At 68.9% G+C, this 17673-nt stretch carries 15 protein-coding genes and 3 pseudogenes; 11 read left to right on the top strand and 7 right to left on the bottom strand.

Features of this window, described 5'->3' with window-relative positions; genetic code table 11:
* Window positions 1-7 precede the first annotated feature (7 nt).
* From AB0P17_RS40405 to AB0P17_RS40425, 5 genes are all read right to left on the bottom strand, one after another.
* Window positions 8-2140 carry an ABC transporter ATP-binding protein gene (locus tag AB0P17_RS40405; protein ID WP_365819591.1) on the bottom strand — a complete coding sequence of 711 codons (2133 nt, stop codon included), beginning with the start codon at window positions 2138-2140 and terminating at the stop codon, window positions 8-10.
* The gene (locus AB0P17_RS40410; RefSeq protein ID WP_365819593.1) at window positions 2137-3018 is read right to left on the bottom strand and encodes an ABC transporter permease; all 882 of its coding nucleotides are present in this window, start codon (window positions 3016-3018) and stop codon (window positions 2137-2139) included. Before AB0P17_RS40410 ends, AB0P17_RS40405 begins: the two co-directional genes overlap by 4 nt.
* Window positions 3019-3020: 2 nt before the next feature.
* Window positions 3021-3944, bottom strand: coding sequence for an ABC transporter permease (locus AB0P17_RS40415; RefSeq protein WP_365819595.1), 924 nt, complete (start codon window positions 3942-3944; stop codon window positions 3021-3023).
* 20 nt (window positions 3945-3964) lie between these two features.
* Entirely contained in the window at window positions 3965-5530 is a 1566-nt protein-coding gene (locus tag AB0P17_RS40420) for an ABC transporter substrate-binding protein (protein ID WP_365819596.1), read from the bottom strand.
* Between the two features lie 399 nt (window positions 5531-5929).
* Window positions 5930-7036: a Gfo/Idh/MocA family oxidoreductase gene (locus tag AB0P17_RS40425; protein ID WP_365819598.1), complete on the bottom strand. Its 1107-nt coding sequence runs from the start codon at window positions 7034-7036 to the stop codon at window positions 5930-5932.
* A 471-nt stretch (window positions 7037-7507) separates the two neighbouring features.
* On the opposite strand from AB0P17_RS40425, the gene AB0P17_RS40430 reads away from it, so the two are divergent.
* From AB0P17_RS40430 to AB0P17_RS40475, 10 genes and pseudogenes are all read left to right on the top strand, one after another.
* The gene (locus AB0P17_RS40430) at window positions 7508-8740 is read left to right on the top strand and encodes an ROK family protein (RefSeq protein WP_365819600.1); all 1233 of its coding nucleotides are present in this window, start codon (window positions 7508-7510) and stop codon (window positions 8738-8740) included.
* A gap of 37 nt (window positions 8741-8777) precedes the next feature.
* Window positions 8778-8939, top strand: a pseudogene (locus AB0P17_RS40435) (helix-turn-helix domain-containing protein); the annotation flags it as partial.
* A gap of 100 nt (window positions 8940-9039) precedes the next feature.
* Window positions 9040-9261 carry a hypothetical protein gene (locus tag AB0P17_RS40440; protein ID WP_365819620.1) on the top strand — a complete coding sequence of 74 codons (222 nt, stop codon included), beginning with the start codon at window positions 9040-9042 and terminating at the stop codon, window positions 9259-9261.
* A pseudogene (locus AB0P17_RS40445) lies at window positions 9162-9527 on the top strand (IclR family transcriptional regulator C-terminal domain-containing protein); the annotation flags it as partial. The gene AB0P17_RS40440 and the pseudogene AB0P17_RS40445, both read left to right, overlap by 100 nt.
* Before the next feature lie 416 nt (window positions 9528-9943).
* Window positions 9944-10438 (top strand): nuclear transport factor 2 family protein, encoded by a 495-nt coding sequence (locus AB0P17_RS40450; RefSeq protein ID WP_365819602.1) that lies wholly within the window; start codon window positions 9944-9946, stop codon window positions 10436-10438.
* Window positions 10438-10743: a hypothetical protein gene (locus tag AB0P17_RS40455; protein WP_365819604.1), complete on the top strand. Its 306-nt coding sequence runs from the start codon at window positions 10438-10440 to the stop codon at window positions 10741-10743. The genes AB0P17_RS40450 and AB0P17_RS40455 overlap by 1 nt, the downstream gene beginning before the upstream one ends.
* A complete protein-coding gene (locus AB0P17_RS40460; RefSeq protein WP_365819606.1) occupies window positions 10740-12032 on the top strand; it encodes an aromatic ring-hydroxylating dioxygenase subunit alpha in 1293 nt (430 codons plus the stop codon). The genes AB0P17_RS40455 and AB0P17_RS40460 overlap by 4 nt, the downstream gene beginning before the upstream one ends.
* Entirely contained in the window at window positions 12022-12534 is a 513-nt protein-coding gene (locus AB0P17_RS40465) for an aromatic-ring-hydroxylating dioxygenase subunit beta (protein ID WP_365819608.1), read from the top strand. The genes AB0P17_RS40460 and AB0P17_RS40465 overlap by 11 nt, the downstream gene beginning before the upstream one ends.
* 10 nt (window positions 12535-12544) lie before the next feature.
* The gene (locus AB0P17_RS40470; protein ID WP_365819610.1) at window positions 12545-13492 is read left to right on the top strand and encodes a PDR/VanB family oxidoreductase; all 948 of its coding nucleotides are present in this window, start codon (window positions 12545-12547) and stop codon (window positions 13490-13492) included.
* Between the two features lie 23 nt (window positions 13493-13515).
* Window positions 13516-14823 carry an amidase gene (locus AB0P17_RS40475; RefSeq protein WP_365819612.1) on the top strand — a complete coding sequence of 436 codons (1308 nt, stop codon included), beginning with the start codon at window positions 13516-13518 and terminating at the stop codon, window positions 14821-14823.
* Window positions 14824-15667: 844 nt separating this feature from the next.
* Here AB0P17_RS40475 and AB0P17_RS40480 read toward each other — a convergent pair.
* Window positions 15668-16450, bottom strand: coding sequence for a DeoR/GlpR family DNA-binding transcription regulator (locus tag AB0P17_RS40480; RefSeq protein ID WP_365819614.1), 783 nt, complete (start codon window positions 16448-16450; stop codon window positions 15668-15670).
* A gap of 189 nt (window positions 16451-16639) precedes the next feature.
* On the opposite strand from AB0P17_RS40480, the gene AB0P17_RS40485 reads away from it, so the two are divergent.
* A complete protein-coding gene (locus tag AB0P17_RS40485) occupies window positions 16640-17536 on the top strand; it encodes a sugar isomerase (protein WP_365819616.1) in 897 nt (298 codons plus the stop codon).
* Window positions 17537-17564: 28 nt separating this feature from the next.
* On the opposite strand, the pseudogene AB0P17_RS40490 reads toward AB0P17_RS40485, so the two are convergent.
* Window positions 17565-17673: pseudogene (locus AB0P17_RS40490) on the bottom strand (methionine ABC transporter ATP-binding protein); the annotation flags it as partial.

The raw sequence follows: 17673 nt of genomic DNA on the forward strand, positions 1-17673 counted from the left end.
CTTCCTCTCAGGAGGTGGGGAGTTGGTTCGCGGGCAGACGCTTGGGAGAGAGTTCGCCAGGAAAGTGGCAGGCGACCCGCTGACCGGCCGGGGTGAGAGTGAGGCCCGGATCGCGTTCGGCACAGACGGTTCGTTCCGGCCGCGTCAGCGGTCCGATCGGACAGCGGTTGCGGAAGCGACAGCCCGACGGGGGGTTCGCGGGGCTTGGCAGGTCGCCTCGCAGCACGATGCGTTCCCTTGACCGCGCGGCCGTGTCAGGCACCGGCGAGGACGACAGTAGGGCGGCGGTGTAGGGGTGCTGCGGGTCGCCGTACACGTCGGTGACATCGCCGTACTCGACGATCCGGCCCAGGTACATCACAGCGACCGTGTCGCTGAGGTGACGTACCACGGAGAGGTCGTGAGCGATGAACAGATAGCCCAGCCCGCGTTCCTTCTGCAGCTTCTCCAGCAGGTTGATGATCTGGGCCTGGACCGACATGTCCAGCGCGGAGACCGGTTCGTCGAGGACGAGGGTGCGTGGCTCGCGGGCCAGCGCGCGGGCGATGCCGATGCGCTGGCGCTGGCCGCCCGAGAAGGCGTGAGGGTAGCGGTCGAGGTGGTCGGGGCGCAGGCCGACCTGTTCCATCAGGGAGCGAGCGGCATCTTCCTGCTCCCGGCCCCTGAGACCGCAGAATCCCAGGGCCTCAGTGAGCGACTGACGGATTGTCCGCCGTGGATTGAGCGACGCGTACGGGTCCTGGAAAACGTACTGCACCGACGACCGCACACGCCTGAGATCCTCGGCGCCCATCGCGCTCACGTCATTCCCCTCGACCGTGATCGAGCCCCCGGCGACGGGGCTGATCCCGACGATGCTCCGGGACAGCGTCGACTTGCCGCAGCCGCTCTCCCCGACCAGTCCCAGGGTCCGGCCCGCGTGCACGGTGAGGCTCACCGAGTCGACCGCGTACACCGGGGGCTCACGGAACAGGCCGCGCCGACGCGATCCGACGTCGACCCTGACGTCCTTGACCTCCAGCACCGGTTCTGCCTGCACGGGCACATGCGGTGTCGAGGACGGCTCATCCGCGGCCTGGGCCGTCACATCGTCGCGTCGCGCGGAGATGTCGACACCTCGCTGGGCGACGAAGCACGCCGCGGTGTGTCCGCTCGTCTCGATCGGCAGGAGCTCCGGCGGCCGGTGCGTGCATGCCTCCTCCCTGAAGACGCAGCGGGGACCGAACGCGCAACCGGGCGGCGGATCGGCGGGGTCCGGCGGGGTACCGGGGATGGCCGGCAGCGGCTGGCCCATCCGGTGGTCGTCGATGCGCGGCATGGCTTCCAGCAGCGCGGCCGTGTAGGGGTGCCGCGGATGTCCGAAGACCTCCTCGACGGTCCCCTTCTCGACCGTGCGTCCGCCGTACATCACGACCACGTCGGTACAGAGTTCGGCGACCACTCCCATGTCATGCGTGATGATCGCGATGGCGACGCCCAGCTCGGTACGCAGCTTTCCCAGCAACCGTAGGATCTGCGCCTGGATCGTGACGTCGAGAGCCGTCGTCGGCTCGTCCGCGATGAGCAGTGCGGGGTTGTTCGCCAGGGCGATGGCGATCACGACACGCTGTCGCATGCCGCCCGAGAACTGATGCGGATACTGGTCGATCTTCTTGTGCACGTCGGGAATGCCGACCTGGTCGAGCAGTTCGAGCGCGCGGGCGCGTGCCGCCTTCCGGTCGACGCCGTGCACCGTCATGGCCTCGACGATCTGGTCGCCGACCTTCATGGCCGGGTTGAGCGCGGCCTGCGGGTCCTGGAAGACCATGGCCACCTGGCTGCCGCGCCGGCGCCGCATCTCGGATTCCGGCAGCGCGAGCAGGTCGTCGTCGCCGAACCATACCGACCCCGCGGCGACCCTGCCCGGGTCGCGCAGCATCCGCATGATGGAGCGGGCGGTGACGGACTTACCCGAGCCGGATTCGCCCACGATACCGAGGACGTCGCCGGGGTAGATGTCGAAGCTGACGCCTTGCACGGCCTTGACCGTGCCGCTCTTGAGGTGGAACTCCGCTTCCAGATCTTCGACACGCAGCAGCGGTGCCCGGACCTCGGCGGGCGCCGGAGGTGTGGTTCCGGCCGGGTTGGTTGTCTGTTTCATCGGCGATTCACTGCCTCGTTGAGCGCGTCCGACATCAAGCTGACGCCCACTGCGAGCAACAGGAGCACCGCTGCCGGGCCGATGATGTAGGTGGGGGACTGGGAAACGAACCGGAGGCCGTTGTTGAGCAGGATGCCGAGCGATGGCGTCGGCGGCTGGACACCGAGGCCGACGAGGGACAGGCCGGCTTCGAAGTACACGCCGAGGACCATCCACACGGCACCGTTGACGACGATGGAGTCCAGCGTGTTGGGCAGTACGTGCCGCACCAGCAGCTTCGGGCGGGACACTCCCAGCACCCGGGCGGCGATGACGTACTCGCGGTCTTGCTGGGCGAGCCAGGCGCCGCGGGCCAGCCGTCCGGCGCTGGGCAGACCTGCGATCAGGATGGTCAGGAACAGCGCGAACCAGCCGGCGCCGAGGACGGCCACCAGGCAGACGCCGAGAATCAGTCCCGGGAAGCCGGTGATCACGTCCAGCAGCCGCTGCACTCCGGCGCCGAGCCACTCCGACAGGGCCCCGCAAAGGCCCAGTAGTGTTCCGATGGCCATGCTGAGCGGGACGGCGGTGAGGATGAGACTCAGGTCGACGCGGAGTCCGTACACGCTGCGGACGAAGATGTCCCGGCCGAACTCGTCGGTGCCGAAGAGGTGCTGGGCCGACGGGGCAGCGAATGTGCTCGCTCCCTGCTGGTCGAAGCCGCCAGGGAACAGCACGGGCGCGGCCAGCGCGGCCAGCGTCATCACGGCCAGGATCGACAGCCCGGTGACACCCTTGAGTGTGCGGAAGGCCGACAGGTACCGGGCCAGGGTCGGGTTGAGCGTCCTGCGTCCGGTGGCAGCCGGTGTGCCGGGGGCCGGCAATGGTACTTCGGTCATGGCTAGTCTCCCAACCTGATCTTCGGGTCGAGCGCAGCGAGGAGCACCTCGGTGACGATCTGGCACAGCACCGCGATGCACACCACACCGAGGATCAGCACCTGGAGGACGGTGAAGTCGCGGGTCTGCACGCTCGACACGGCGAGTTGGCCGAGCCCGTTGCGGTTGAAGACCGACTCGATGACCACGGCACCGGCGAGCAGGCTGCCGATCTCCAGACCGATCGCGACCACCGCGGTGCCGAAGCTGTTGCGCAGCACATGACGCACCGTGATCCGCTGAGGCGAGACGCCCTTTGCGACGGCCAGGTCCGTGTATTCCTCTTTGCGTACCCTGAGCATCTCCGTGCGCAGCAGCCGGGCCACGCCGCCGGCGGGAGCCAGGGCGAGCGCCACTGCCGGCAGGACGAGGTACTGGATACCGATCGCCGGGTCGTCCAGCAGGCTCACCTCTCCGCTGACGGGAAGCCAGCGGTTGTAGACGCCGAATACGAGGATCATGGCAAGCGCCGTGAGAAAGGACGGTACGGCCACCAGGATGCTGCTGCCCAGGTCGAAGCCGGCCCGCGCCCACCACTTTCTGGTGGAACCGGCGAGCACCCCCAGAGTGGTGCCGATGACGATGACGATGAGGGTGGCGAACACGGCCAGTCCGATCGTGCTCTCCAGCCGGTCGCCTATGAGGCTGCCGACGCTGCGGTGCAGGAGATACGACTGGCCGAGGTTGCCGTGGAACAGTCCGAACAGCCACTCCCAGTACTGCACAGTGAGAGGCCGGTCGAGTCCCAGCTCGCTGCGGATCGCCGCGACGTTGGCCGCCGTCGGGTCGGAGCCGGCGAGGGTGACGGCGACGTCTCCGGGAGCGAGGCGAGGCAGGGCGAAAGCGACGATCGAGCTGGCGAGCAGGACGAAAGCGACCGATGGCACTTTACGCAGGAGGAAACGGATCATGACGACAGCCACGCCTGTCCGAGGTCGAGGAAGCCCGACCGCATGGCCTTGATCCCCCCGACCGAGGTCGAGCGGACCGTCAGCACCGGGCGGGTGATCAACGGCACCGCGAACGCCTGGTCGAGGAAGTACGCGTTGTAATCGTGCACCGCGCTCTTCTGCGCGTCTTCCGAGGCCGCGGCGGTGACCTTCCCGACGATCGCGGTGTACTTCTCGCTCCGGAAGCGGAGCAGGTTGTCGTCGGCGAGCAGTTCGGGACGGCTGACAACCTGACTGGCCGGCGACAGCGCGTTGCCGTTCAGCATCAGAACGGCGGGAGCCTGCATGTCGCGCTGGGCGATCCGCTCGTCGTACTCGGTGGCGCTCAGCATGACAGCCTTGGCGTCGAGTCCGACAGCGGCGAGGTTGTTCTTGACGATCTGGAAGATCGCGGTGGCTTCGGGGGTGTTGAGTGTGACGACATCGAACGTGGTGCCGGTCACGCCCGCCTTGGCGAGCATCTCCTTCGCCTTCCCCGGCTTGTACGTGTACTGCTTGGCCTGTGTCGCGTCGTAGCCTACGGTGGACTTCCGCCACGGCAGGTCGGTCGCTTCCGCCTGACCACCCTCGACCTGCGTGACGATCCGGTCGCGGTCGATCGCGTACTGGACCGCCTGGCGCACGGTCTTGTCGTCGAACGGCGCCTTGGTCACGTCCAGCGCGAGGGGGATCGCCGTACCGCCCGACTCCACCAGCGAGTATCCCGGCTGCTCGCTCAGGCTGCGCGCGTCGAGGGCGGGCATACCGACCCCGTAGTCGACGCGACCGCTCCGGATCGCGGACACGATCGCCGTGGGGTCGTTGATGCTGTTGATCTCGATCTTGTCGAGATGCGTGTTCTTCGCGTCCCGGTAGCCGGCGTACTTGGTCAGTTCGACCTTGCCGCCGGGCGTCCAGGACTTCCAGACGAAGCGTCCGGTGCCGTCGACGTTCTTGCCACCGGCGTAGTCCACGTAGGAGTCCGGGTTGAGGATCGGCATCGTGTCGAACAGGTCGAAGATGTTGGGCGTGGGCTTGGAGAAGGTGAGCGTGAGCTTGTCGTTGCCGTCGGCCTTCATGGAGGAGATCTGAGCGGCGATAGCCTGGTTCGCTGCCCCGGTGGCCGGATCCTGGACCTTCTTCAGGATGGCGATGACGTCCTGGGCGGTCAGCTTGTGACCGCTGTGAAACGTCACGCCGTCGTGCAACGTGATGTCCAGAATCTTGGCGTCGGCGGCGAGCTTCCACGACTTCGCCAGCACGCCGACCGGCTTCCCACTGTCGGGGTCGACGACCATCAGTGGTTCGAGGACCTGGTACCCGGCGAGCAGATTGCCGAACGACGTCTTGAGGAACGAGCCGGGGTCGACGTCGCTGGTCTGCGCGACTACGAGGGTGCCGCCATCGCGCACCGGGTTTTCGGAGGCGTCCGAGCCCGCGGTGTTCTGGTTGGCCGCGCTGCACGCGGCCACGGAGAACAGCGCGGCACAGGCCGCGGTAACAGCGACGAGCCGGTGCCGCAGGGTCGGCCATTTCAGTGACATCGGTGCTCCTTGGGAGAGTCGAGGAAGCCGCCCACGGCGAGGGCCGATCGCTGGCTTGAATATTCCGTTCTCATCATGCGTAATCCGTGAAGGGGTCGCCCTGAGGGCGGAAGGTAGCAGCTCAGCGACGTGCAGAGACGATGCCTGCCTGCTACCGGGGTACGACGCGTGTGGCCGAAATGCGGTCAGATCGTGAGCGGGTCCCGCGCGGAGGGAATCCCATGCCCGGCGCCACAAGGCGCCACGGGGCCGGCCAGCGTGGACCAGTCCGTCGGCACGGTCGCGTGTCTTGAGCCGAGGGGCTCGGTCCCCACATCCGTCGGTCCGTTGGGGCCACGGCCCGGCGGACGGCCGTGCGCCAGGACCGGTGCCTCAGGGACGGCGGGGTTGAATCCTGGGTCACCCCTCGTCGTACAGGGGCTCGGGGCGTCGGCACCTGCCCTCCAATGCCACCGCCTGGCCAGAGCGGGAGGCTTCCTCGACAGCGCACAGCGCTTCGAGAACGTGGAAGGCGAAGGTCGCGTTGGCGCGGTGGGGGCCGCCTTCGACCGCCGTCGCCAGGTCGCGGACGCCCAGGCCACGCCGCGCCTGCTCGCGCGTGCCGACCGCGCCGAACAGCTCGGTGGCCGGCTGCAGGACCGTCCACTGCTCGTCACCGTGCCGACGCAGCCGCACCTCGTTGTCGAAGTGGTTGGGGTTGGCCAGCGTGAGCGTTCCTCCGGTGCCGTAGATCTCCACGGCGGGCAGGCCCGTGTCCCAGACGTCGAAACTCATCTGCGCCGACCCGATGACACCCGAGTCGAAGGTGAGGACGGCCGCCGCGTGGGTGGGGACGGTGACCTCGATGGAGTCGACGCTCCGCTCGGGCGCCGTCACCTTCCGCACAGGGGCACCGATCCTGGTGGCGGCGCTGATCGACCGGATCGGCCCCAGGGTGTTGACGAGGATCGCGAAGTAGTAGGGCCCCATGTCCATCACGGGCCCGCCGCCCTGTTCGAACAGGAAGGCGGGGTTCGGGTGCCAGGTCTCCGCCTTGCTGTGGCTGATGGAGATCGAGGCGCCGATCGGTGTGCCGATCGCCCCGGAGTCGACGGCCTTGCGCAGCGTCTGGGCTGCGCTGCCGAGGAAAGTGTCCGGCGCCGAGCCCAGCACCAGCCCTGTCCGCTCGGCCGTCTCCAGGACGGCGCGGCCCTCCGCCACGGATGTTCCGAGCGGCTTCTCCACGTACACGTGCTTGCCCGCCTCCAGTCCAGCCTGGATGCTGTGCGCGTGGTGGACCGGCGGTGTCAGGTTGACGAGAATGTCGACGCCGTCGTCGGCGTAGAGTTCGCCATCGTTGCCCCAGGCCGGTATGTCGTGGTCGGCCGCGGCCTGCTTCGCCCGTGCCGTGTCGATGTCGCCCACCCGGACGATTTGCAACTCCGGGTAACGGGCCAGGCCAGTGACGTACCGGGCGAAGATGTTGCCGGTACCGAGAATGCCGATCCGGTGAGTCTGTCGGGCCATGCCGTCGTCCTCTCAAGGGGGCTGCGGGGCGGAACACTGCGCTTGGGTTCAGATGACGTGCGCGAGGGGGCTGGCCCTCGATCGCGGGGGCCTTGAGCAGTGCCGATGTCGAGCGGGTAGGCCACCGTCGGCACGTGGCCCGCGCCGGTTCTCCGTCGGGCGGGGCCAGGGGTCTCGTCGGCCGGAGGGGATTTCTCCGGGCGATCGGACGGCGGATGCTGGACGAGTTCGGCGCTGACTCTCGCGAGGATGACCGACAGCCGTCAATCCAGTCAGCCCTGGCTTGAACGCTTCGTTTAGGACACCTTGATTGAGCTCGCGAGGGCACACAAGAGGCCACTTAAAGTTTTTCAGTCAAACTAAAAGCGTCCGAACTGGCCGCCGGTGCGTAGCTGTCTCTCATCATTGACAGCAGACCTCGACGATATGGATAGTCGAGGCACCTAAGCGACCGGATTAAAGGCGGCGACTGTGCGTAAAGATGGCCACGAACGCACGGGTTCGACCTTGCTGCCCGCGGTCCCCGTGGGGCTGCGGAAGGTCCTGGATCTTGTGGTGTCCGGTGAGGCGACGAGCCGCGCGGAGATCGCCCGGCGCAGCGGAATGGCCCGCTCCACCGTGGGTCAGCAGGTTGATTTCCTCATCACACGCGACATCATCCAGGAGATCGAGTCCAGCGAATCGGTGCGGGGCCGACCGCCTCGGGTCCTGACCCTCTCCCCGCGCGCCGGAACCATAGTCGTCGCTGACGTCGACACTGCGGGCGCGCGCGTCGCCCTGGCCGACCTGACAGGCAGCCTTGTCGCGGTCGAGACCGTGGACGTCCGCTTGGAGTCCGGCCCGGAGACAGTCTTGAAAGGGGTCTCGGAAAGACTTCTGCGACTACTGGAGCGTGTCGGACGCGACCCGCGCCGGGTGCGCGAAGTCGTGATGTCGCTGCCGGGCCCCGTCGACGTCCGGCGCGGCTGCGCCGTGCGGCCCACCGGCATGCCCGGCTGGCACGGATACCCGGTGGCCGACGAGCTGCGCAGGCGTTTCGGCGCTCGTGCCCGGGTGGACAACGATGCCAATCTCATGGCACTCGGCGAGGTGAGCCAGGGGCGCTTCGACGCGCCGCTGCTGTGCATCAAGATCGGCACGGGGCTCGGAGCCGGCCTGGTCACAGCATCAGGCGAGGTCTACCGCGGGGCCGAGGGAGCCGAGGGGGACATTGGTCATATCCGGGTCATGGACGGCAGCGACGCCCTGTGTACCTGCGGAAACGTCGGCTGTGTCAGGGCTATAGCCTCCCAGCGAGCACTCCTGCGTACTCTCGGTATCCCCGAGTCGACGGACGACGACCCGCGCCACGGCGAGCACGAACTCGGTGACCGTGTGGCCAACAACGACCCCTCCGCCGTCCATGCCCTGCGTCAGGCCGCAGGTGCCATCGGTGAGATCGCGGCGATGCTTGTACTCGTCTACAACCCGCGTACCCTCGTCGTCGGCGGCCCCCTGAGCAACCTGGGAGACGACCTGCTGTCGGGGATCCGCGCCACCGTGTACCAGCGTGCCCTGCCGTTGACCACACGCGCACTGACCATCACGACGACCCACCCCGACGGCGACTCCGCGATCCGCGGCGGTATCGCCCTCGCGCTGCGGGACGTGTTCAGCGAACAGGGGATCGCCCGGTTGCTCGTCACCGACGGAGGCGAGGCATGACCGCTCGGACAGCCCGGTTCCGGGCCGGAGGCACCGGATGACCACCGAGCCCGACTCGCTGCTGCGCAAGGTACGGCTCATCCTCGGCGCCTTCGATGGCGGGGCGTCGGTGCTGGGCCTGTCGGAGCTGGCCCGGCGCACCCGGCTCGCGAAGACCACCGTCCACCGCGTCGCCACCGAGATGGCCGAGGTCGGCCTGCTGAACCGCCGGGGCCGCGGCTACGAGCTCGGCTCTCTGCTCTTCGAACTGGGCCAGCGTGTCCCGGCCACCAGGCGTCTGAGGATGATCGCTGCCCGCTATCTGGGCGACCTGGCCCGCGCCACCGGGGAGACTGTCGTCCTGGCCTTTCCCGGTGACCAGGACGTGCTGTTCGTGGAGAAGTATTTCAGCCAGCGCGGGGGCAACGTGGCCGTCACCTCCGTGGAGGGACGGGTGCCGTTCCACTGCGGTGCCTCCGGCAAGGCCCTCCTCGCCTTCGGCGACCAGCACTTGTGCGAGCGCATCGTCTCCTCCGAGCTGAGCGCCCGCACCCCGTGGACCATCACCGACCCGATCCGCCTGCGCGCGGAACTGGACAGGACGCGCCGACAGGGCTTCGCGGTCGACCGGCAGGAACTCGTCGTCGGTTACGGAGCTGTCGCCGCGCCCGTGTTCGCCGGTGACACAGCCGTGGCGACCCTGACGGTGGTCGGTCCGATCGGCCGGCTCGACACCGCCAGGCACGCCCCGGCCGTCACCGCGGCCGCCCGCGCCCTGACTCAGGATTTCCGGTCCGTGAGCACCTGATGTCAGGCGAAGTTCCGGTCCGCTGAGCGGTCCGGGGGGATTCCGTCGGCTGACGTCATCGCGAACAATTCGAGAACGGCCGAGCCACCGGGGTCGCGGCGGCCAGAGCATCCGACGGATGTCCGGCACGACCGCCACCGCCCCGGCTCACGCCCCGCTCGGGCAAGGCGCGGCGGCTCGGCTCCGCTTCCCGTCCGGGCGGGCTCCGGGCCTGGCGCCCGTACGGGACTGTCGGGGAGCCGTCGGCTCCCCGCCGCGCCGGGGTCGCCCCGGGGCGGAGCAGGTGCCGGCCACCACCCGCACACGGCCACCGCGGCATCCACGGCAGCGGGGACCGGCCGAGCCCGTGAGCACCGGTTCTCGGTAGCGCGGGGCTACCCGGTCCGTCACCGACGAAGAAAGGAGGCTGTTCGCGCATGCACCCGATCAATGCCGTCCCCCACCGCCCCGAACAACTGGCGCGGGAGACGTTGGTCCGCTACCTGGAACTGTGCGATGTTCCCCGGTCGGCGGACGCGACCGGCCGGATCCAGGACCTGTTCACCCAGGACGCCGTCTGGGAGGGGGTTGGCCCGCTCTACAGCGCCAGGTTCGGCCGCGCCACCGGACGAGAGGCCATCGCTGCCATGGTCTCCTCCCATTTGCCTCCCAGCCCGCAGTTCCAGGCGAACGTGCACCTGCTCCACCCCGGCACCATCATGGCTGATGACGGCGAGGTACGGGGACGCTGGCTGATGCAGCAGTTGTCCCGGTACGGCTCCGGGGAGGCCGAGTTGGTGGTGGCGCGACTGGCTCTGGTCTTCCGTGTCGACACCGGCCGGGGTGAGGCCCTGATCTCCCGGTTCCGCACCGAGCGGATCTTCGAGACCGCCCTCGCGTCGGCCGCCGACGGCACGCAGGTGACGGCGTGATGGCCATGGGGGACGGGCGAACGATGCTGCTCACCTGCTACCGGGACGTCCGCCACTACGGCTGGCTGCATGTGGACCTGTTCCTCCACGACCAGGACGGCAGGGAACTGAACTGGGTCCACTGGGGCGCCCGAGAGGAGGGGCCCGACGGCGCGGACCAGGCGTGCCGCGCCGTAGAGCCGTCGCTGCGCCGCACCACGGAGTGGCGGCACGGCATCCGAGCCGACGGCAGCGACTACTGGACGGCCCACGCCGAGTGGATGGACGACACCGAAACCAACCCCTCACAGGAAGCAACGGCATGAACAAGTCAGCTGGATCCGGTACCACCGGCCCCGAGATCGCGCCCCTTGTCGGGGAGGACCGCGTCGATGTCTCCCTCTACACCGATCCCGAGTTGTTCGAGCTGGAGATGGACCGCATCTTCAGCCGTACCTGGGTGTGGGTGGCCCACGAGAGCGAGATCCCCCAAGCCGGGGACTTCAGGACGGCCACCGTCGGACGACAGCCGGTCATCGTCACCCGTGATCGCCGTGGCGGCATCAACGTGCTGCTCAACCGCTGCCGCCACCGCGGTGCCAGTCTCTGCGAGGCCCCCCGCGGCAATGCCAACGGCTTCACCTGCCCGTACCATGCCTGGTCCTACGCCCTCGACGGGAAGCTGCGCGGTATCCCCTACCCGGACGGCTACGAGGAGGTCCTGGAGAAGAAGGACCTTCCGTTGCACCGCCTGAAGGTGGACACTTACGCGGGCATGGTGTTCGCGAGCTTCAACCCCGACGTGGAGCCCCTGGCGGACTTTCTCGGTCCGGCGAAGCACTGGATCGACCTGTTCATGAAGCAGGGCGCCGGCTACCCGATCAAGGTGCAGGGCGAGCACAAGTTCCGGTTCGACGGGAACTGGAAGATCCAGCTGGAGAACACCACCGACGGCTATCACTTCCCCATCGTGCATCGCTCGTGGATGTCCTCCGTGGACGCCGAGACCGCTGAGATGCTGTCCTTCATGACCGACGAGAAGGCGGTCACCCACTCTCTCGGCAACGGACACAGCGTCATGGTCATGGTGCCCGAGCACGTCGACTTCGACGATGACGACGGCTCCGAGCCGCTCCAGGAACGGTTCAGCCACCTCGTCGAGGAGCTTTCCCAGGACTTCGAGCCCGAGAAGGTGCGGCGGATCATTCGCACGATGCACGGAGTCGGCTTCAACCTCAACCTCTTCCCGAACGTCGCCATGTCGATGGCGTTCTTCCGGGTGCTGAGGCCGATCTCCGTGTCCGAGACGGAGGTCCGGCACCTGGCGCTCGGCCTGGAGGGCGGCCCCGAGAGCGTCAACCGCGAACGGCTGCGGATCCACGAGCACTTCCAGGGGCCGTTCGGATTCGGCAGCCCCGACGACTCCGAGGCATGGGACCGGGTGCAGCGCGGCGCCGCGGCCGGCCCGGGCCTGCCCATCCTGGTCAACCGAGGTCTGAACCGGGAGACCGACGACGAGAACTCGACCAAGGGCCGTGTCTCGCATGCCACGGACGAGACCGGCATGCGCCAGGCCTATGCGATGTGGAAGGCGATGATGACCGATGCCCGCTGAGACCCTGGCCACCACCGGGCCGGTGCTGTCCGACCCGCGCGTACACCGCGCGATCGAACTCGTCTGGCACGAGGCACGGTTGCTCGACCGCAAGCAGTACACGCAGTGGGACGCTCTCTGGGCGCCCGGCGGACTGTACGTGATACCCATCGACCCCGACACCGACGATTTCGCGTCCTCGCTGAACATGGTCTACGACGACGACCGGATGCGTCGGATGAGGATCGAGCGCCTCACCGGAGGCTTCTCCATCTCGGCGTCCGCAGCCGCCCGTACCGTGCGTACCGTGTCCTCGTTCGTCGTCGAGAGCCGGGACGACGAGAGCGTCGAACTCTCGGGTGCCCAGGTGCTCGTGGGTCATCGGCGCGAGCGGACCTTCGTCCTCGCCGCCGACGTCACCTACCGGATCCTGCTGGACGGCCCCGAGCCGCTCCTCGCCCGGAAGGTCGTGCGGCTGATCAACTCCGAGGACGCGGTCAACGCGTCGGGCTTCCTGCTCTGAGGAGGCTGCCATGATCAAGGTCACGGTCAGTGACATCATCGACGAGACGGCGCTGGTGAAGTCCTTCCGCCTCCAGCGCAGCGACGGCGGGGCTCTCGCCCCGTACGAGGCCGGCGCCCATGTGGACGTGCTCTGTCCAGGAGGTGTTACCCGGCAGTACTCACTGTGCAGCCCCCCCGAGGATGCCGGCTCCTACGTCATCGCGGTCAAGCGGGAACAGCAGTCGCGAGGCGGGTCCGCCGCTCTGCACGACAAGGTCGTATCCGGTGACGAACTCGTCATCAGCGAACCACGAACCCTCTTTCGCCTCCAGCCGAGTGCCGAGCACCACGTACTGGTCGCGGCGGGCATCGGTATCACACCGTTGCTGAGCATGGCATACCAACTACGCCGGGGCGGTGCGGACTTCCGGCTGCACTACTTCGCGGTCAGCCGGGAGAGCGCGGCGTTCGCCGCGTTCCTGGAGAGCTCGGAGTTCGCCGCCAGCGTCGAGTTCCACTTCTCGGTCGCTCGTGAGGAACAGCCTGCCGTCCTCACCGAAATACTCTCGGACGTGAACACAGCGACGCACGTCTACACCTGCGGTCCCAAGCAATTCATGCAACAGGTCATCGAAGCAGTGCCCCGGTCACTGCCCCAGGACAACGTCCACTTCGAACACTTTCAGGCCGTCGAACCGAATGACTCCTCCGGCGACGCGTTCGAGGTCGAGTTGGACACCGGCGAGGTCTTCCGCGTCCCCTCGGGACGCAGCATCGTCGACGTGCTCACCGAGCAGGGCATCGACATCGACACCTCCTGCCGCGAGGGAATCTGCGGTACGTGTGTGGTGGCCGTGGTCGACGGTGTGCCGGACCACCGTGACCACTGCCTGACCCGTAAGGAGAAGGAAGCCGGCAACCAGATCGCCACCTGCGTGTCACGGGCGAAGACGGCCCGCCTGGTGCTGGAACTGTGACGTCCGCTTCGAGAGGGGGCCCGATGCCGAGCGTCGGCGAAGATTCCACATCCCTGTCCGCCCTGACGGAATGGCCGGCTGGCGCCGCACTGGACCCCATCGCGGCGATCTCCGGTGCTCTGGACCGCCTCGAACGTACCGAACCGGAGATACGGGCCTGGGTACATGTCGACCAGGACGGGGCACTGCGCGCGGCGAGGCTGCTGGAGACGTCGGCATCGGACGGTCCGCTGAAGGGGGTGCCGTTCGGGGTCAAGGACATCATCGACATGCGCGGTCTGCCGACCGAGTGCGGATCTCCCTTGCGCCGGGGCTGCACTGCGTCCCGAGACGCCCCGCTGGTCGCCCGGCTGCGGGAACTCGGCGCGATACCCCTGGGCAAGACGGTCACCACGGAGTTCGCCTACTTCGCGCCCGGCCCCACCCGCAATCCACGCGACCTCGCCCGCACTCCGGGCGGCTCTTCCAGCGGCTCCGCGGCGGCTGTCGCGGCGGGTGTGGTACCGCTTGCCCTCGGCAGCCAGACAGCCGGGTCCCTGACCCGGCCGGCGGCTTATTGCGGCATCGCCGGATTCGTCGCCCCGGTCGGAGGAGCGCTCAGTACCGCCGGGTTCGTTGGTCTGTCCCACAGCCTCGACGCCGTCGGGCTGCTCACCCCGACAGTCGCCGGTCTCCGCTTGGTCCACGGGTCGTTGACAGGGCAGGGACGCCTGAGCGGCCCGCCGGCCAAACCGCGTCAGGTGAAACTGGCGGTGTGGAGCGGCGACGAACTCGGCGAGGTCGACGCCGCCATGCGCGAGGCACTGGAGCGTGCTGTCGGGCGGGCCCGCGCCGATGGAGTCGACGTCACCGTCCTGGACTGGACGGATCGCACCCCGCGGCTCGTCGAGGCCCACCACTCCGTCATGTCGTACGAGGCGGCCCGCGCCCTTTCCGCGGAATCCGGCCGGCCCGACCTGCTCAGCGCGCCGCTCAACGACCTCCTCGCCCACGGTCGCGGTGTCGCGCCGACGGAGTACCGGAATGCTCTCGACGTGGCCAGGAAGGCACGCCACGACATGCACTCGCTGCTGGGCGACTTCGACGCCGTCCTGGGACCCGCGGCCCTCGGAGCGGCTCCCTCGGGGCTGACGGCGACCGGTTCCCCCGTCCTCAGCCGCCCATGGCAACTTCTGGGGCTCCCGGTCGTCGTGGTTCCGGGCCATCAGGACAGTGCCGGACTGCCCCTGGGCCTTCAGCTCATCGGCCACCCGGATCGTCTGAGCCCGCTGTTCGCCCTGGCACACGACCTTGAGCAGCAGGCCATGGACAGATCCGAGACTCAACCCTGAAACCATTGTGAGTCCGGCCATTCCAGCATCCTCGACCTCTGAGTACGTGGAGCAACTCGCGCAAGGTGATTCGCCTGGGTGACGGGATGCGTGATCGCAAGCGGGAGCGGTGGTGAGGCGGTCGTCACGCTCGCCGGCGTCAGCCTCCTGGCGGACCCAGGACCTCAGAGCTTCCTTGTGGATACCGAGGTCGCGAGCGGCGTGGGCCATAGGACGGCCTGTCGAGCGGACCTAGTGCCCCTCCCGGCAAGCTTTGCCCCGTCGCGCCGCCCGGCGCGCACGCTCGCGGCGTTGGCCGAAAGCCCTGGTAGCTCCCTCCCCAAGCTCTCAGCTTCGTTCGAGCGGGGGATACCCCATCCGAGGACTTCCGGCCGCCTTGCGATCGTGCTCGGCATCCGGAGGATGCATCAAAGCGCCGGGACGGAGCGAGCGAAGCGGGCGCAGTGCACCGCGGTGACATCAGCCGGTCCGCGGCGGGCGCTCCTTCGGGGCAAACATTGCCGGTCGCGGCACTACGTAGGGCGTGTTCCGAAAGTCCCGCCTGGCTCGCGACGCCTGGCACGCACGCTCGCTGCGTTGTCGGAGTCGTCCACGTACGTCCAGGCCATCGAGGGCGCCGATCCTCCGCCTTGCGATCGCGCTCGGCGTCCACAGGACGAATCAAGGTGCCGAGACCGAGCGAGCGGAGCGAGTGCAGCGCACCAGACGCCGCAAGCCCCGCCCTGCGGGCGGACGGCGCTACTTTCGCAACACGCCCCAGCACAGCGCGCTCACGCAGCTCATCAGGATATGTACGGGGTGCCGACGTTGCTCGTGGTTCTCCACCGGAGCCGGGGCCGGCCCGTCAGACGAGGACGACCGGGATCCCGCGTTCCTCGAAGCGGGCGGCCCGTTCCGCCGCGCCCGTGTCGGTGATGAGGGTTCCGATGTCCTCCACCGGACAGATCCTGGCGAACGCGCGGGCGCCCAGCTTGGAGCTGTCCGCCACCACGACCAGCGTCCGCGCCCGCTCGGCGAGCAGCGCGTTGATGCTCGCCTCGTGTTCGCTGTGCGCGCCCGCGCCCTCCTCGGCGTCCACCGCGTCCACTCCGATGAAGGCGAGGTCCAGGCTGACCTCGCCGAGGATGTGCCGGGCCAGCGGGCCGACCAGTTCGTACGACTGGTGCATCGCGACGCCGCCGGTCGTCACGATCTTGATGTGCGGCCTTACCGCCAGCTCATGGGCGATGTTCAGCGCGTTCGTGACCAGCGTGACCGCGGGCTCCTCGGCCGATCCCGCGAGGTCGCCCCGGGTGGCGACGGCGCGGGCCACCTCCGTCGTCGTCGTACCGCCGTTCAGCCCGATCACCATCCCCGGCTCGACCATCGCGGCCGCCGCCCGCGCGATGCGCTCCTTCTCCGAGGCGTGCCGTACCGCCTTGTAGCGCAAGGGGAGTTCGTACGCGACGGAGTGGGCCACGGCCCCGCCCCGGGTGCGCGTCAGCAACTGCTGCTCGGCCAGGTGGTCGAGGTCGCGCCGTACGGTCGCGACGGACACCCCCAGCTCGGCGGCGACGGCCTCGACCTCGACCTGGTGCCGCTCGGTCAGCAGCTCCAGCAGGGCCGTGTGCCGCTCATGGCGATTCACCGCATCACCGCATCCTTCTCGGCGCGTCCCTCACGACGCGTCTTTGTCGACATCGACCGGCCCCGACACCGTCCGGCCGCCCGGCTCCCCGGGCTGTTCCTGAGCGTACCGTGCGCTCCTCATGCTTGTTTCTGATGGAAAACCTGCCCTAGCATGCAGAAAAAATCATGGCGAGAACGGAGAGCACCTATGGCTCAGGCGACTCATGTGGAGACGGAACTGGCCGACCAGCCGGCCTGCTGGCGCCGCGCCGCCGGACTGGCCTCGGACGAGGCGGTGGGCGACGCGCTGCCCTCGCCGGGCGAGCGCGTCGCCGTCGTGGGCTGCGGCACCTCGTTCTTCATGGCCCGCGCCTACGCCGCCCTCCGGGAGGGCGCGGGGCAGGGGGAGACCGATGCCTTCGCCGCCTCCGAGTTCCCCTCGGGGCGCCGCTACGACCGGATCGTGGCGCTGACCCGCTCCGGTACGACCACCGAGGTGCTGGCCCTGCTCGCGGGCGTCCGCGGCACGGTCCGTACGACCGCGATCACCGCGGACCCGGCCACACCGGTCCGGGACGCCGCCGACGACCTGATCGTCCTGGACTTCGCCGACGAACGGTCCGTCGTCCAGACCCGCTTCGCGACCACGGCGCTCACGCTGCTCCGGGCCCGTCTCGGACTGCACACCGACGCCGTGGCCGCGGACGGGGAGAGGGCGCTCGCGCTGCCGCTGCCGGACGGCCTCACGGAGTGCACCCAGTTCACCTTCCTCGGCCGGGGTTGGTCGGTCGGGCTGGCCGAGGAGGGCGCCCTCAAGATGCGGGAGGCGTCCCTCTCCTGGACGGAGGCGTACCCGGCGATGGAGTACCGGCACGGCCCGATCAGCATCACGACCGGGGGCACGGCGACCTGGATGCTCGGGGACGCCCCCGACGGCCTGGCGGAGCAGGTCGCGGCGACCGGCGGGCTGTGGGTGGCGGGGCGCCTCGACCCGCTGGCCGAGCTGGTACGGGTCCAGCGGCTCGCCCTGGCGATCGCGCGGCGGCGCGGCCTCGACCCGGACAGCCCGCGTCATCTGACCCGCTCGGTGATCCTCCCGGCGTAGCGGGGAGCCGCGGGAGGCGGAGCGGAGTACGGACGGTGCGGCCCGGCGCCGCCGCGCCCGCCACGTCGACCGGCGGCAGTTCGCGCTCCAGGTCGACGACGAGCGTCCGTTCGCTCTCCCCCACCTCGTGCAGCCCG

The organism is Streptomyces sp. NPDC088124 (genome assembly GCF_040685895.1).
GTDB lineage: Bacteria > Actinomycetota > Actinomycetes > Streptomycetales > Streptomycetaceae > Streptomyces.

Excerpts from the sequence above, each read along its gene's own strand:
- AB0P17_RS40405 (WP_365819591.1), bottom strand. The coding sequence starts at position 2,140 with ATGAAACAGACAACCAACCCGGCCGGAACCACACCTCCGGCGCCCGCC.
- AB0P17_RS40410 (WP_365819593.1), bottom strand. The coding sequence starts at position 3,018 with ATGACCGAAGTACCATTGCCGGCCCCCGGCACACCGGCTGCCACCGGA.
- AB0P17_RS40420 (WP_365819596.1), bottom strand. The coding sequence starts at position 5,530 with ATGTCACTGAAATGGCCGACCCTGCGGCACCGGCTCGTCGCTGTTACC.
- AB0P17_RS40425 (WP_365819598.1), bottom strand. The coding sequence starts at position 7,036 with ATGGCCCGACAGACTCACCGGATCGGCATTCTCGGTACCGGCAACATC.
- AB0P17_RS40450 (WP_365819602.1), top strand. The coding sequence starts at position 9,944 with ATGCACCCGATCAATGCCGTCCCCCACCGCCCCGAACAACTGGCGCGG.
- AB0P17_RS40455 (WP_365819604.1), top strand. The coding sequence starts at position 10,438 with ATGGCCATGGGGGACGGGCGAACGATGCTGCTCACCTGCTACCGGGAC.
- AB0P17_RS40460 (WP_365819606.1), top strand. The coding sequence starts at position 10,740 with ATGAACAAGTCAGCTGGATCCGGTACCACCGGCCCCGAGATCGCGCCC.
- AB0P17_RS40465 (WP_365819608.1), top strand. The coding sequence starts at position 12,022 with ATGCCCGCTGAGACCCTGGCCACCACCGGGCCGGTGCTGTCCGACCCG.
- AB0P17_RS40470 (WP_365819610.1), top strand. The coding sequence starts at position 12,545 with ATGATCAAGGTCACGGTCAGTGACATCATCGACGAGACGGCGCTGGTG.
- AB0P17_RS40475 (WP_365819612.1), top strand. The coding sequence starts at position 13,516 with ATGCCGAGCGTCGGCGAAGATTCCACATCCCTGTCCGCCCTGACGGAA.
- AB0P17_RS40485 (WP_365819616.1), top strand. The coding sequence starts at position 16,640 with ATGGCTCAGGCGACTCATGTGGAGACGGAACTGGCCGACCAGCCGGCC.